This is a genomic window from Pseudomonas sp. SB113 (genome assembly GCF_040754745.1).
In the GTDB taxonomy this organism is placed as follows: domain Bacteria; phylum Pseudomonadota; class Gammaproteobacteria; order Pseudomonadales; family Pseudomonadaceae; genus Aquipseudomonas; species Aquipseudomonas grimontii.
The window spans coordinates 368,759-382,668 of sequence record NZ_JBFMHW010000003.1 but is presented as its reverse complement, the minus strand read 5'-3'; the positions used below and the strand labels follow the sequence as shown (position 1 = coordinate 382,668).

General features: G+C 61.2%; 11 protein-coding genes. 3 read left to right on the top strand and 8 right to left on the bottom strand.

The genetic code is table 11. The annotated features are described in order from the left end of the window. Positions 1–2: 2 nt before the first annotated feature. The 3 genes from AB1462_RS06445 to AB1462_RS06435 all read right to left on the bottom strand — a co-directional run bounded on the left by AB1462_RS06445 (position 3) and on the right by AB1462_RS06435 (position 3,085). Entirely contained in the window at positions 3–596 is a 594-nt protein-coding gene (locus tag AB1462_RS06445) for a nucleotidyltransferase family protein (protein WP_367246385.1), read from the bottom strand. Next, entirely contained in the window at positions 596–1,582 is a 987-nt protein-coding gene (locus tag AB1462_RS06440; protein WP_367246384.1) for an XdhC family protein, read from the bottom strand. The genes AB1462_RS06445 and AB1462_RS06440 overlap by 1 nt, the downstream gene beginning before the upstream one ends. A 171-nt stretch (positions 1,583–1,753) precedes the next feature. Further along, positions 1,754–3,085, bottom strand: a complete 1,332-nt coding sequence (locus tag AB1462_RS06435) for a dicarboxylate/amino acid:cation symporter (protein ID WP_090400429.1) — start codon at positions 3,083–3,085, stop codon at positions 1,754–1,756. Positions 3,086–3,424: 339 nt separating this feature from the next. Here AB1462_RS06435 and AB1462_RS06430 point away from each other — a divergent pair, with 339 nt between their 5' ends. Continuing rightward, positions 3,425–4,423 carry an AraC family transcriptional regulator gene (locus tag AB1462_RS06430; protein WP_259191303.1) on the top strand — a complete coding sequence of 333 codons (999 nt, stop codon included), beginning with the start codon at positions 3,425–3,427 and terminating at the stop codon, positions 4,421–4,423. Between the two features lie 138 nt (positions 4,424–4,561). Here the strand turns inward: AB1462_RS06430 and AB1462_RS06425 are convergent, their stop codons facing one another. The 3 genes from AB1462_RS06425 to AB1462_RS06415 are packed head-to-tail and all read right to left on the bottom strand — an operon-like array spanning position 4,562 to position 6,909. After that, a complete protein-coding gene (locus AB1462_RS06425; RefSeq protein ID WP_090400431.1) occupies positions 4,562–5,908 on the bottom strand; it encodes an ATP-binding protein in 1,347 nt (448 codons plus the stop codon). After that, positions 5,905–6,582, bottom strand: coding sequence for a response regulator (locus AB1462_RS06420; protein ID WP_017138377.1), 678 nt, complete (start codon positions 6,580–6,582; stop codon positions 5,905–5,907). Before AB1462_RS06420 ends, AB1462_RS06425 begins: the two co-directional genes overlap by 4 nt. Before the next feature lie 18 nt (positions 6,583–6,600). Next, positions 6,601–6,909, bottom strand: coding sequence for a hypothetical protein (locus tag AB1462_RS06415; protein WP_090400432.1), 309 nt, complete (start codon positions 6,907–6,909; stop codon positions 6,601–6,603). Between the two features lie 136 nt (positions 6,910–7,045). On the opposite strand from AB1462_RS06415, the gene AB1462_RS06410 reads away from it, so the two are divergent. After that, positions 7,046–7,810, top strand: a complete 765-nt coding sequence (locus AB1462_RS06410) for a 4'-phosphopantetheinyl transferase (RefSeq protein WP_259191306.1) — start codon at positions 7,046–7,048, stop codon at positions 7,808–7,810. A gap of 75 nt (positions 7,811–7,885) precedes the next feature. On the opposite strand, the gene AB1462_RS06405 is transcribed toward AB1462_RS06410, so the two are convergent. Beyond that, positions 7,886–9,496: an ATP-binding protein gene (locus tag AB1462_RS06405; protein WP_259191308.1), complete on the bottom strand. Its 1,611-nt coding sequence runs from the start codon at positions 9,494–9,496 to the stop codon at positions 7,886–7,888. Further along, entirely contained in the window at positions 9,493–10,218 is a 726-nt protein-coding gene (locus AB1462_RS06400; RefSeq protein WP_090400435.1) for a response regulator, read from the bottom strand. The genes AB1462_RS06405 and AB1462_RS06400 overlap by 4 nt, the downstream gene beginning before the upstream one ends. Before the next feature lie 736 nt (positions 10,219–10,954). Here AB1462_RS06400 and AB1462_RS06395 point away from each other — a divergent pair. After that, a complete protein-coding gene (locus AB1462_RS06395; protein WP_065947763.1) occupies positions 10,955–13,849 on the top strand; it encodes a ribonucleoside-diphosphate reductase subunit alpha in 2,895 nt (964 codons plus the stop codon). Positions 13,850–13,910: the final 61 nt, after the last annotated feature.

Below are 13,910 nucleotides of genomic sequence, written 5' to 3'. Positions count from 1 at the left end.
GATCAAATTGAGTCCGCGCTAAAACTTAACTGTTTCGGCAGATCTACATCCCACAGAACACCCGCATCTTCTACCTGCACTTCCCGCACCGTGGCGCATGTGAACAATGACTTGCCTCCACGGTCACCGGTCAGCGCCATCAAGCGTGGACCAAAAGCACGACCAAAGGCCACCGGATGCCCATATTCACCCGCCTGCACCGGCACGCTGATGCCCCCGTCCTCCAGCGCTTCAACCACCCGCTCAATGCTGGATGTTTGGATAAACGGCATATCCCCCAAGACCACCAGCCAGCCATCCGCCGACGCACTGGCCGCGACGGCTGCGGCGATACTTTCCCCCATGCCGGCCGACTGCAGCAGCAAGACCTGGCAGCCGTGTGCATCGGCCAACCGAATGACCTCCGTGCGATCCGGCGAGGTCACCAGCCAGCGTTCCACCAGGCTATCCGGCAAATTCACCAACACCTGCTCGATCACCGGACGCATCACGCCATCACGGCCCACGCAATCGGCGAGCAACTTATCCTGGTCAGCCCCCGCCTCGGCTCTGAACCGGCTACCCCGCCCTGCTGCCAAGACAATCGCCGCCGGCATTACTCGGCGACCACTGGCAGGGGCTTTTTCTGCATCGGCGCCACGCCGTTCTTGATCGCGACAATCTCCGCCATCAACGACAAGGCAATCTCCGACGGCGTATGACTCCCGATATGCAGGCCAATCGGCCCATGTAAACGCGCAATCGCGTCCGTCGACAAACCCAGCGCCGCCAGATTCTCGCGACGCTTCTGGCTATTGACCCGCGACCCCAGCGCGCCGATGTAGAAGGCGCTGGAGTTCAGCGCCGTCAGCAACGCCATGTCGTCAAGGCGCGGATCATGGGTCAGGCAGACAATGGCCGTGCGCTCGTCGGTCTGGATATTCAGCACCGCCTCATCAGGCATACCCGGCACGAAGCGGCCGTGCTGTTCTTCCCAGCCGTAGACAAACTCGCTGCGCGGATCGCATATCAACACTTCGAAATCCAGCAAGCGCGCCATTTCCGCCACGTAGCGCGACAATTGCCCGGCACCGATCAACAGCAGGCGCCAGCGCGGGCCGTAGATAGCCCGCAGGCGTTCGCCATCGAAAGTGACTACATCGGCCTTGTTCGCACTGCTCAACGTGACTTCGCCGGAGACCAGGTCCAGCTCCCGCGCGACAATTTCATGCGCCTCGCAACGCTCCAGCAACTGCGCCACCCAGGCCCAGTCGTCTACACGCTCCTCGGTCAAGCGCAGCGTGCCGCCGCACGGCAAGCCGAAACGCGCCGCCTCATCGCGAGTCACGCCGTAGGTCACCAACTGCACCGGCGGCCCATCATGCATCAGGCGGCCATCCTGCAAGCGGGCGATCAAGTCGTCCTCGATGCAGCCGCCGGACACAGAACCAATCACCACGCCATCCCCCCGCAACGCCAACATGGCACCCGGTGGACGCGGCGCACTGCCCCACGTCTGGACAACGCTATACAACACCACCTGCTGCCCCGCACGGCGCCATTCGAGCACGCTGCGCAGGACATTCAAATCAACACTGTCCATAAATCCTCCTGCACGTCTGCGCTTGGAACGTACTGCGTGACGCGAATTTCATCGAGTCACTGACTGTAAGTCAAAATATTCGAAAAAAGTAATCCCACAGAAACGCAAACGCCCCGAACCAGTCGGGGCGTTTGCGGATAGCTGTCAGCGTGGGGTCACGCCATCAGCGGCTTACTTGATCACGGGTGCCGGGCCTTCGGCCACGCCCAGATCATCTTCTTCACGGGTGTCGGAGATACCGCGACCACCGGATGCCAGCTCGCTGGCCAACTGGTCAGTGTCCAGTTCCTTGACCCACTTGGCCACAACGAGGGTGGCAACGGCGTTACCCACCAGGTTGGTCAGCGCACGGGCTTCGGACATGAAACGGTCGATACCCAGGATCAGCGCCAGGCCGGCAACCGGCAGGTGGCCTACGGCCGACAGGGTCGCAGCCAGTACGATGAAGCCACTGCCGGTCACGCCGGCAGCGCCTTTGGAGGACAGCAGCAGCACCAGCAGCAGGGTGATCTGGTGGGTGATGTCCATGTGGGTGTCAGTCGCCTGGGCGATGAACACGGCAGCCATGGTCAGGTAGATCGAGGTACCGTCGAGGTTGAAGGAGTAACCGGTCGGGATCACCAGGCCTACTACGGATTTCTTCGCGCCCAGACGCTCCATCTTGATCAGCATGCGTGGCAGTGCGGATTCGGAGGAGGACGTACCCAGAACGATCAGCAGCTCTTCACGGATGTAGCGGATCAGTTTCAGCACGCTGAAACCGTGAGCGCGGCAGATGGCGCCGAGCACCACGACCACGAACAGGACGCAGGTGATGTAGAAACAGATCATCAGCTGGCCCAGTTGCACCAGCGAGCCCACACCGTAGGCACCGATGGTGAACGCCATGGCACCCAGGGCGCCGATTGGCGCGAGCTTCATGATCATGTTGATGATGTTGAACATCACGTGGGCGAAGCGATCGATGAAGTCCAGCACCGGCTTGCCGTAGGCACCCAGGCGATGCAGGGCGAAACCGAAGATCACCGAGAACATCAGCACTTGCAGGATGTCGCCGTTGGCGAAGGCGCCGACGATGGTGTTCGGAATGACGTTGAGGATAAAGCCGACAATGCTCTGGTCTTTACCGGCAGTGACGTAGGCTGCCACTTTGGAGGCGTCCAGGGTCGCTACGTCGATGTGCATGCCGGCACCCGGTTGCACAACGTTGACCACGACCAGGCCGATCAGCAGGGCGATGGTGGACACAATTTCGAAGTACAGCAGCGCGTAGCCGCCGGTTTTGCCGACCGATTTCATGCTTTGCATGCCGGCGATGCCGCTGACAACGGTGCAGAAGATGATCGGGGCGATGACCATTTTGATCAGCTTGATGAAGCCGTCACCCAGTGGCTTGAGCGCCACACCGGTCTGCGGGTAGAAGTGACCGAGCAAAATACCGATAACGATTGCAACGATCACCTGGAAATACAGGGATTTGTAGATTGGCTGACGAGTCGTCATTGCAAAATTCCTCAATCGTCCCGTGTGGCAAATATCCGCCATTGCCCACGGCACTTGAATTGCGAACCCTCCTGCACTGGAGGGATTTGTTGTTTGCGAAGCCTGTAGGACCAGGCCTGCGCTGTAATCCTTATCGCAAACGCCGTGCCACTTTGCTGAAAACCCCTGAAGGCCTTAAGACATCAGGGCTGCGGATTTTAAAGCATCCTCCAAAGTGCCGAGCCCACTGGCGGATTTCCGCCGCACTGCCCAATCCCGTCCTACAATTTGGCGGATATCCGCCTTGTCGCCCTGCCAGGTGATGACTACCATCCGCCATTCCATGGACGAGGGCCCCGCATGCGTGAACGTACCATCGCCAGTCACTACGCCCGGGCGGCCCTCGGCGGTGCGCGTCGAGCCGGATACGACTATTCGGGCTTATTGCAACAGCTGGGCATCACCCCGGAACTGTTGACCGAACCCCGCGCACGCATTGCACCCGAGCAATTTACCCGGCTGCTGCAACTGCTCTGGCTGGCTCTGGACGATGAGTACCTGGGGTTCGCCGACGGCCCGAGCAAACGCGGCACCTTCGCCATGATGTGCCATGCGCTGATCCACTGCCGCACCCTGGAGAAGGCTCTGGAACGCGGCTTATTATTTTATAGCCTATTCCCACAAGGTCCGCGCTGGCAGCTGACACGGGAAGGCGAAATGGCCCGCTTGAGCCTGGATGATTCTCAACTGTGGGACCCGGATCACTTCCTCAGCGAATGCCTGCTGGTGATCTGGCACCGCCTGGGCAGTTGGCTGATCGGCCAGCGCATTCGTTTGCACCAGGCCACGTTCAGTTACCCGATGCCGGCCCACGCCGCTGAATATGACCTGCTGTTTCCCTGTGCCCAGGTGTTCGGTGCGCCGAACAGCAGCCTGGTGTTTCCCGCCCGCTACCTGAGCCTGCCGCTGTTGCAGGACGAGCGCACCCTCAAGCATTTCCTTGAGCGTTCCCCCGCCGACCTGCTGTCACGCCCGGATGAAGGCGACAGTTTGAGCAGCCAGTTGCGACGCTTGTTAAGCCGCGACCGCACACCTTGGCCAGACCTGGAAGCCGTCGCCCAGCACTTGCACGTCAGCCCGCAAACCCTGCGCCGACATTTGCGCGAAGAAGGCACCAGCTTTCAGGCACTCAAGGATGAGTTGCGGCGGGACATCGCCATCTACCACCTGGGGCGGGCGGATTTGTCCTTGCTGGAGATCGCCGAGCAATTGGGGTTCTCCGAACCGTCAGCGTTTCATCGGGCGTTCAAGAAGTGGACGGGGCTGACACCCGGGGCCTATCGGGCGCAGCAGAGTTAGCGCTGCGTCGTTTGTGAGGGCCTCATCGGGGGCAAGCCCCCTCCCACCTTTGACGGTGTTTACAAAGTTTGATGTGCGAATAAATTCAAGATGTGGGAGGGGGCTTGCCCCCGATAGGGCCAGCCCAGCCACTAAAGATCACACAGCCGGAAAGTGAATCTTGAACGCCGCGCCCCCCAGCGGCGAATCCCCCAGGGTCAGTCGCGCGCCGTAGCTTTGAATGATGTCCTTGACCACCGCCAACCCGATCCCCTGCCCCGGATGCTGTCGGTCCAAGCGCTCGCCCCGTTGCAGAATCCGTGCACGCTGGTCCGGCGGCACTCCGGGGCCGTCATCTTCGATGCACAACTCGATACCTTCAGGATTTTCCACCAGGCTGATGCGCACTTCACTCAGGCACAGCCGATAGGCGTTTTCCAGCAGGTTACCGAGCAATTCAAGCAGGGCGCCCTTCTCGATCGGTACATCGCATTCGTCCGGCAATTCAAAGACCACCGTGACGCCCTTGTCGCGGTAGACCTTGCCCAGCGTATCGCAGAGGCTTTGCACTACCGGCTCGAGGCGCACCTGATGGCGCACCAGGCCGCTTTTGCGCAGGCTGGCACGCTGCAATTGGTAGCTGATCTGCTGGCTCATGCGCTCGATCTGGGATTGCAGCACCCAGGCCTGATCACGATCTTCCGGGCGTTGCGCCATGTCTTCGCTCACGCTTTGCAACACAGCGAGCGGCGTTTTCAGGCTGTGGGCCAGGTCATCGAGGGAGTCGCGGTAACGCGCCCGTTGTTCGCGCTCGCTGTGCAGCAGGCGGTTAAGGGAGCCGGTGAGACGCAGCAATTCGCGAGGGTGTTGTTCGGAGAGGCTTTCGCGGGTGCCGCCTTCGATCTGGTCAAGCTCCTGGCTCAATCGCCGCAGGGCTTGCAGGCCCCAGGTCAGGCCCAGCCACAGCAGGGTCAACAGCACCAGCAGTGCCGCGCCGAAGCCCAGGTAGAGGTTTTCGCGCAGGCCTTCAAGGGTCAATTGGTATTCGCGCACCGGTTGCAGGGCCACGATACTGAACGCCGCGCTCTTGCCGCCGAGCAGCTTGACCTCGACGTCGTAGACAAAGAACTCCTGGCCGTCAGCCTCGCGAATCCGCGCAAACTCATTGCCGCGCCCGTCATAGCGCGGCCTGTAGTTGATGTTTTCGTCCCGGGTGGCCCGCGAACGCCACACCAGGTGGCCTTCGCGGTCGTAGATATAGCCGAGCAACCGGCTATCGGTGAGGTTGAAACGTTCATCCGGCAACTGCGCCGGCATCAGCAGGCGATTGTTTTCCACCCGCGCGGCGGAGATCAGCGTGGTGACATCCGATGCCAGGCGCTGCTCGATGGAATCCTGCAATGCCAGGCTGAACGCGCCTTGCATGGCGGGCAACAGGCCCAGCATGAACAGCACGGCCAGGGTGGCGGCCGCCAGCATCAAGCGCACACGTAACGAGCGAATCAACGGCAGCGCTCATTGAACAGGTAGCCCAGGCCACGCACGGTATCGATCGGCTTGAACCCGGCCGGGCCTTCCAGCTTGCGGCGCAGGCGGCCGACCAGTACTTCAATCACATTCGGATCGCGCTCATCGTCGTCGGGGTAAAGTTGTTCCATCAAGCGGTCCTTGGCGACGACCTGCTGGTGATGGCGCATCAGGTATTCGAGGATGCGATATTCATAGGCGGTCAATGCCAGGGGCTGTTCGTCGAGGGACGCTTGCTTGCGGTTGAGGTCCAGCAGCAAGGGGCCGGCGACGATAGTCGACTGGGTAAACCCGCTGGAGCGGCGCAGCAAGGCGTTCATGCGCGCCTCCAGCTCTTCGAACTGGAAGGGCTTGACCACGTAGTCGTCGGCGCCGGCGGCCAGGCCTTCGACCTTGTCCTGCCAGTTGCCGCGCGCGGTGAGGATCAGGATCGGAAACGTCTTGGCCTGGCTGCGCAATTGGCGGATCAGGTCCAGGCCGCCCATGCCGGGCAGGCCCAGGTCGATGATCGCCAGGTCATGGTTGAATTGACCGGTCTGGTACAGGGCCTCTTCGGCGTTGGCCACGGCTTCGACCACGTGGCCACTGTCGGTCAGGCGGGTAAACAGGTGATGACGCAGCAGCGCCTCATCTTCCACCACCAGCAATTTCATAAAGCTCTCCAAAGCAAATCAACTGTCCGACAGAGGCACATCATAGCGGCCCCGCAGGTCTTGCGGTCGCAGTTTAGTGCCGTTGAACTGGCCGGTCAGGTATTCGTAGCCAACGCGATAGCTCGGCTGCGGGGTGGCCTGGCCCAGAGACTGGCCCCAAGGCGTGGGCTGACTGCCAACATCTTCGATACTGACACGCTGCATCAGGATGCTGGATTTCTTGGTTTTCTCACGGCCGAATGCAGCAAAGGCACCATCGGAGGCCTGAACCCCAGCGGTAGCACTGAGCATGGTTAACGCTAACATCAGCTTCTTGATCGCAGTCATGGTGTTACCTCATTACGCGTTTGGCTGTGAGGCCAGACTACGCAGGCGCCCCTGAACTCCCCCTGAACAGGCTCTGAACCTCACCTGAACCACGGCGGGCTATCCTCTTGCGCATCAACTCGGCAAAATACCGCCCATGACGCCCCTACCCGCTTGCTGCACCCCACTCGACGCCCATTGGCCACTGCCCGAACCCTTGCCGGGCACGGTGTTTCTCAGCACCCGCTTTGACCCCGCATTACTGGCACCCGGCGATTTCCAGCACTGTGAGGTGCCACCACCGGCGAGCATCCAGCGTTCAGTGGCCAAGCGTCAGGCCGAGTTTCTCGCCGGTCGCCTGTGCGCGCGCGCGGCCCTGCAACAACTTGATCACATCAACTGCATCCCACCGATCGGCGAAGACCGCGCACCGGTGTGGCCCGCCCACATCAGCGGTTCCATCACCCACAGCACCGGACATGCCGCCGCGATTGTCGGGCACAAGGCGCGATGGCGCGGGTTGGGGATGGACCTGGAGAATGTACTGAGCCTGGAACGGGCGGAGCGCCTGGCTGGGGAGATTCTGACCGCGCAAGAGCTGCAGCGTATGGCCGACCTGCCGCGAGAGCAGATCGCCTTGCTGGTGACGCTGACGTTTTCGGTCAAGGAGAGTTTGTTCAAGGCGCTCTACCCGATCGTGCAGAAGCGCTTCTATTTTGAGCATGCCGAGGTGGTGGAGTGGTCAGAGGCTGGGCATGTGCGCTTGCGCTTGCTCACAGACCTCTGCGGCGAGTGGTGCCACGGCAAGGAGTTATCGGCGCAATACTCAGTGAGTGATGGCCAACTGTTGAGCCTGGTAGCCGTAGCAGCTGTCGAGCGCAAGCGAGGCTGCGTTGGACGCGACTCGACGTTAGATCGGTAGCGCGGCCGACGCAGCCTCGCTTGCGCTCGGCAGCTGCTACGGATTTGCTCGGTGTGGGGTATCACGGGAGAAACGTCAGGGTTTGTCTTGATCCCTGGGCCAACTCAGGCTGAAGCACGCCCCGCCCAGGTTGTTGCTTTTGCTGATCAACGCTCGCCCGCCGTGCCAGTAAATAATCCGCCGCACAATCGACAACCCCAGGCCATGTCCGCCCGAGGCACGGGTGCGGCTGTCGTCCAGGCGCAGGAACGGCGTGAAGATACGCTCCCAGGCACTTTCCGGTACACCGGGCCCGTCGTCCTCCACATCGATGCGACAGCGCACCTGGCCCACCTGATAACTGATCAACACCTGGCCCTGGGCGTGACGCATGGCGTTGCTCACCAGGTTTTGCAGAGCGCGGTGCAAGTAGCGCGGCTCGGCATCGACCCAAGCGTCGTCCCAATGGGCCGACGACAGGCAAATACCCCTGGCCACGGTCACCTGCGGGCGCAGTGGCGATAATTCGCCGATCACCTGATCGAGCAGCGCATCGAGGTCGACCCGTTGGAAAATCAACGCCGGCGCTCCCTGCTCCAGCCTTGCATAGGTGAGCATTTCATCCACCAGGCCATCGAGGTCCTGAATATCACTGTCCATGCCTTCCAGGTACTTGCGCCGCGCTTCAGGCGTGGCGGCGTCGCCGATCATCTCCAGGCCGAAGCGCAGGCGCGCCACCGGTGTGCGCAGTTCATGGGACACCGCGCGCACCAGTTCGCGCTGGATCGCCAACAGTTGCTGCAGGTGCTCGGCCATGCCATTAAAGGCCGCCGCCAGGCGCCCCACCGAGTCGGCCCCCCGGGCCGGCACACGCACCTCGAGATTGCCTTTGGCGATGCGCGTGGCGGCGGCCTCCAGGCCTCGGAGCCTGCGTTCAAGCTGACGCACCAATAGATAGACGATCAGGCCGATCAGGGTCAGGCCGATCAAGGCGATCAGGACCAGCCATTGCGCCGGGTACGGGCTCATCTGATACAGCGGACCGAGTTCCAGCACCCAGGGCGTACCGACTATGCCGGAAAATACACGGATCGAATCGCCGCCCTTGCCAAGGGCCATGACCGTATCACCCTCCGATACGCGGCGGCGTTGGTCGTCGTCCATATCAGCCTGATCGAGGGTCATCAGGTGCATTTCGAAACCAAAGCCCTTGGCCTCCTTTATATCCGCCAGCCGTTGCGGCTGCTCGGCGACGGGGAAGCGCACCAGTTCGTCGGCCAGCAGGTAAATAGTCGCGCGGGCCAGTTGCTCGCTGATCTGCTGCACCTCGCCCGTCAGCACCCACTGCTCCTTATCGCTGACCAGGCGCAGCACCCGGGCAGCGTGGGGGCCGGTCTGTTCCACCAGCACCAGGCCACGTTGCAGGCGGGCGCGCTGGCTGAGGTCCAACTGGGCATCGGTGAGGCTGCGCAGTTCCAGGGGGATGCCGAGCAAACGCTCCCACACGGCCAGGGCGCGCTGGCGCTCGATGGCGCTCATGGGCTGCAGGTTGTCGCCCATCAAGGCAAAGGTGCCGTGGGCCAGGCGCTCACGGTATTGGCCGCTGCGCACCTCATTGAGCAGGTGCAGGGCCAGCACGCCGAGCAGCGCCACCAGAATCAGCGCCGCGCACATGCCGCCATAGATACGCAGGAAGATCGAGTTCACTGCGACATATCGACGGCGGCTTCAGGGACGAACAAGTAGCCTTTGCTGCGGATGGTCTTGATCAGCCGTGGGTGGATCGGGTCATCGCCGATTTTCGGGCGAATCCGTGAGATGCGTACATCAATGGAACGGTCCTGGCCGTCATAGCCGATGCCGCGCAGAGCGATAAAGATCTCTTCGCGGGACAGGATCCGCCCGGCATTCGCCACCAGCAGCCACAGCAGGTCGAACTCGGCACTGGTCAGTTCGATACCGTCGTCGTGCAGCCAGGCTTCGCGCAGGGCGTTGTCCACCAGCAGCGGGCCGAATTGCAGGCGGCGCTGGCTTTCCACGCTGGCGGGCTCCGCCGGCTCACTGCGTCGCAACAGGGCCTGGATACGCGCCAGCAACAGGCGCGGGCGCACGGGTTTGCACACATAATCGTCGGCGCCCATGTCCAGGCCCAGCACCTGATCCATATCGTCGGTGCGGGCGGTGAGCATCAGGATCACGCCGTCGTAGCGTTCGCGCACCTTGCGGCAAATGCTCAGGCCGTCTTCGCCGGGCAGCATCAGGTCGAGAATCACCAGGTCCGGTTGCTCGGCGATGATCCGCGCCGCAGCCAGGGCGCCATCACCTTCCACAGAAACCCGCAGGCCGTTGCTTTCCAGGTAATCGCGGGTCAACTCGGCGAGCCGCTCGTCGTCCTCGACGATCAGGATTTGCCAGGCTTCTTGCTCCACGGGTGATCCTCGTTGTTATAAAGGGATTCGTTGGCCGAGCAGGCCACACCTTATTTGTAATGTTTTGAGGGCATAACAAAGGCCGATTGTAGCCATGGTCAAGCCCTCTCGCACAAGCCGGGAAATCGATTCGGTGATCCTGCTTTTCTGTGATAGGGTTCGCGCCCTCAAAAATCCAACCGGCTGTTTTCAACTTGGAATACTCGGTGACAAACGGCCGAATCCAGCAGTGCTGCGGCCTACACGGGTGTTCCACGTTTCATACACATTTTACCCACAGCGTTATCCACAGGTAGTGCGTTGCTAAGCCCCCCAAAACGCATTATCTTGTAGCTCGGCGCTAAAAAAACCCTACATGTAGGGTTTTAGGCGAAAAGACCCAACACAAATCAGACAAGAAACTCAAGCCCTTTCTTGCTCCTGTTTGGTCTAACCCAAGCATTTTTTGAAAGCCCAAACCGCTCAAGCGGATGGCAGCCGTTTTCCAGCTCCAACAGCGGAAAACGGTACGGGTGTTGCAGTGCTTGAACCTGGCAACTGTCACCCACCAGGAATACGGCCAAGGGCATTTGAGCCCCGAACCGAAGACTTCGGCATGGAAGCGGCGCTATGAGCTCCCTTCCTCCTGTCCCGAAGTTGTTATGCCAGGCCCAGGCCTGTTGTAAGTGCTTCAGGACGGAACGGTGGGCACCGTGATGGTGCCCAAATAAATATAGAAATGTGGAGACAACCCCCCATGCAAACCGACACAACTCGCGAGAACCCGCAAGGCTCCGTGCCGCAGGCCGCTGATTCGAATATGGATCTGTCCGCCACTGCACCTGGCCAATTGCGCGTGATCAAGCGTAACGGCACTGTCGTTCCTTACACCGATGACAAAATCACCGTCGCCATCACCAAAGCGTTTCTTGCAGTTGAAGGCGGCACCGCTGCTGCCTCGTCGCGCATCCACGACACCGTTGCCCGCCTGACCGAACAAGTCACCGCGACCTTCAAGCGTCGCATGCCGTCGGGCGGCACCATCCACATCGAAGAAATCCAGGACCAGGTCGAATTGGCCCTGATGCGTGCCGGCGAGCAGAAAGTGGCCCGCGACTACGTGATCTACCGCGATTCGCGCGCCAAGGAACGTGCCGTCCGCACCCCGGCCGAAGAAGCCGCCGTGCAAGCGCACCCGTCGATCCGCATCACCCTGGCCGACGGCAGCTTTGCGCCGCTGGACCTGGGCCGCCTGAACACCATCATCACCGAGGCCTGCGAAGGCCTGGAAGAAGTCGACGGTGACCTGATCCAGCGCGAAACCCTGAAAAACCTGTACGACGGCGTGGCCCTGACCGACGTCAACACCGCCCTGGTGATGACCGCCCGTACCCTGGTTGAACGCGAGCCGAACTACTCGTTCGTGACCGCGCGCCTGCTGATGGACACCCTGCGTGCCGAAGGCCTGGGCTTCCTGGGCGTGGCCGACAGCGCCACCCACCACGAAATGGCCGACCTGTACGCCAAGGCGCTGCCTGCCTATATCGCCAAAGGTATCGAATTCGAATTGCTGAACCCGATCCTGGCCACCTTCGACCTGGAAAAACTCGGCAAGGCGATCAACCACGAGCGCGACCAGCAGTTCACTTACCTGGGCCTGCAAACCCTGTACGACCGTTACTTCATCCACAAGGACGGTATCCGCTTCGAACTGCCGCAGGTGTTCTTCATGCGCGTGGCCATGGGCCTGGCGATCGAAGAGAAGCACAAAGAAGACCGTGCGATCGAGTTCTACAACCTGCTGTCGTCGTTCGACTACATGTCGTCCACACCGACGCTGTTCAACGCCGGCACCCTGCGTCCACAGCTGTCGAGCTGCTACCTGACCACCGTGCCGGATGACCTGTCGGGCATCTACCACGCGATCCACGACAACGCCATGCTGTCCAAATTCGCCGGCGGCCTGGGCAATGACTGGACGCCAGTGCGTGCACTGGGTTCGTACATCAAGGGCACCAACGGCAAGTCCCAGGGCGTTGTACCGTTCCTGAAAGTCGTGAACGACACCGCCGTAGCGGTCAACCAGGGTGGCAAGCGCAAAGGCGCTGTGTGTGCCTACCTGGAAACCTGGCACATGGACATTGAAGAGTTCATCGAGCTGCGCAAGAACACCGGTGATGACCGTCGTCGTACCCACGACATGAACACCGCCAACTGGATCCCTGACCTGTTCATGAAGCGTGTCTTCGATGACGGCAAGTGGACCCTGTTCTCGCCATCCGAAGTGCCGGACCTGCACGACCTGACCGGCAAGGCCTTCGAAGAGCGCTACGAGTACTACGAAGCCCTCACCGAGTACCCAGGCAAGGTCAAGCTGTTCAAGACCATCCAGGCCAAAGACCTGTGGCGCAAGATGCTATCCATGCTGTTCGAAACCGGCCACCCTTGGCTGACCTTCAAGGACCCCTGCAACCTGCGCAGCCCGCAGCAGCACGTGGGCGTGGTCCACAGCTCGAACCTGTGCACCGAGATCACCTTGAACACCAACAAGGACGAGATCGCCGTTTGCAACCTGGGCTCGATCAACCTGCCGAACCACATCGTCAACGGCAAGCTGGACACCGCCAAGCTGGAACGCACCGTCAACACCGCCGTACGCATGCTCGATAACGTTATCGACATCAACTACTACTCGGTGCCACAGGCGCAGAACTCCAACTTCAAGCACCGTCCGGTCGGCCTCGGCATCATGGGCTTCCAGGACGCGCTGTACCTGCAGCACATTCCTTACGGTTCGGACGCTGCGGTCGAGTTCGCCGACAAGTCCATGGAAGCGGTCAGCTACTACGCGATCCAGGCTTCCTGCGACCTGGCCGACGAGCGCGGCGCCTACGAGACGTTCCAGGGCTCGCTGTGGTCCAAGGGCATCCTGCCGCTGGATTCGCAACAGATCCTCATCGAGCAGCGTGGCCAGAAGTACATCGACGTTGACCTGAACGAATCCCTGGACTGGGCGCCGGTACGTGCCCGTGTGCAGAAAGGCATTCGTAACTCCAACATCATGGCCATCGCACCGACCGCGACCATCGCCAACATCACTGGCGTATCGCAGTCGATCGAACCGACCTACCAGAACCTGTATGTGAAATCGAACCTGTCGGGCGAATTCACCGTGATCAACCCGTACCTGGTACGCGACCTGAAAGCCCGCGGCCTGTGGGACTCGGTCATGATCAACGACCTGAAGTACTACGACGGTTCGGTACAGCAGATCGAGCGCATCCCGCAAGAACTCAAAGAGCTCTACGCGACCGCCTTCGAAGTGGACACCAAGTGGATCGTCGACGCCGCCAGCCGTCGCCAGAAGTGGATCGACCAGGCTCAGTCGCTGAACCTGTACATCGCCGGCGCATCGGGCAAGAAGCTCGACGTGACCTACCGCATGGCCTGGTACCGTGGCCTGAAAACCACCTACTACCTCCGTGCCCTGGCCGCGACCAGCACCGAGAAGTCGACCATCAACACCGGTAAGCTGAATGCTGTTTCCAGCGGCAACCACGGTGATGATTCGGTGCTCGCCGCGCCTGCCGGCCCGGCACCCGTGCCAAAGGCCTGCGCGATTGACGAGCCGGATTGCGAAGCTTGCCAATAAGCTGAGCGACTCCCGGGCTTGAACGCCTGGGATTGAAAAAGCCCGATAGACCCCGACTGCA

Bases quoted from the DNA above. Each gene is read 5' to 3' on its own strand.
- AB1462_RS06445 (WP_367246385.1), bottom strand. From the start codon at position 596: ATGCCGGCGGCGATTGTCTTGGCAGCAGGGCGGGGTAGCCGGTTCAGA.
- AB1462_RS06440 (WP_367246384.1), bottom strand. From the start codon at position 1,582: ATGGACAGTGTTGATTTGAATGTCCTGCGCAGCGTGCTCGAATGGCGC.
- AB1462_RS06435 (WP_090400429.1), bottom strand. From the start codon at position 3,085: ATGACGACTCGTCAGCCAATCTACAAATCCCTGTATTTCCAGGTGATC.
- AB1462_RS06430 (WP_259191303.1), top strand. From the start codon at position 3,425: ATGCGTGAACGTACCATCGCCAGTCACTACGCCCGGGCGGCCCTCGGC.
- AB1462_RS06420 (WP_017138377.1), bottom strand. From the start codon at position 6,582: ATGAAATTGCTGGTGGTGGAAGATGAGGCGCTGCTGCGTCATCACCTG.
- AB1462_RS06415 (WP_090400432.1), bottom strand. From the start codon at position 6,909: ATGACTGCGATCAAGAAGCTGATGTTAGCGTTAACCATGCTCAGTGCT.
- AB1462_RS06410 (WP_259191306.1), top strand. From the start codon at position 7,046: ATGACGCCCCTACCCGCTTGCTGCACCCCACTCGACGCCCATTGGCCA.
- AB1462_RS06395 (WP_065947763.1), top strand. From the start codon at position 10,955: ATGCAAACCGACACAACTCGCGAGAACCCGCAAGGCTCCGTGCCGCAG.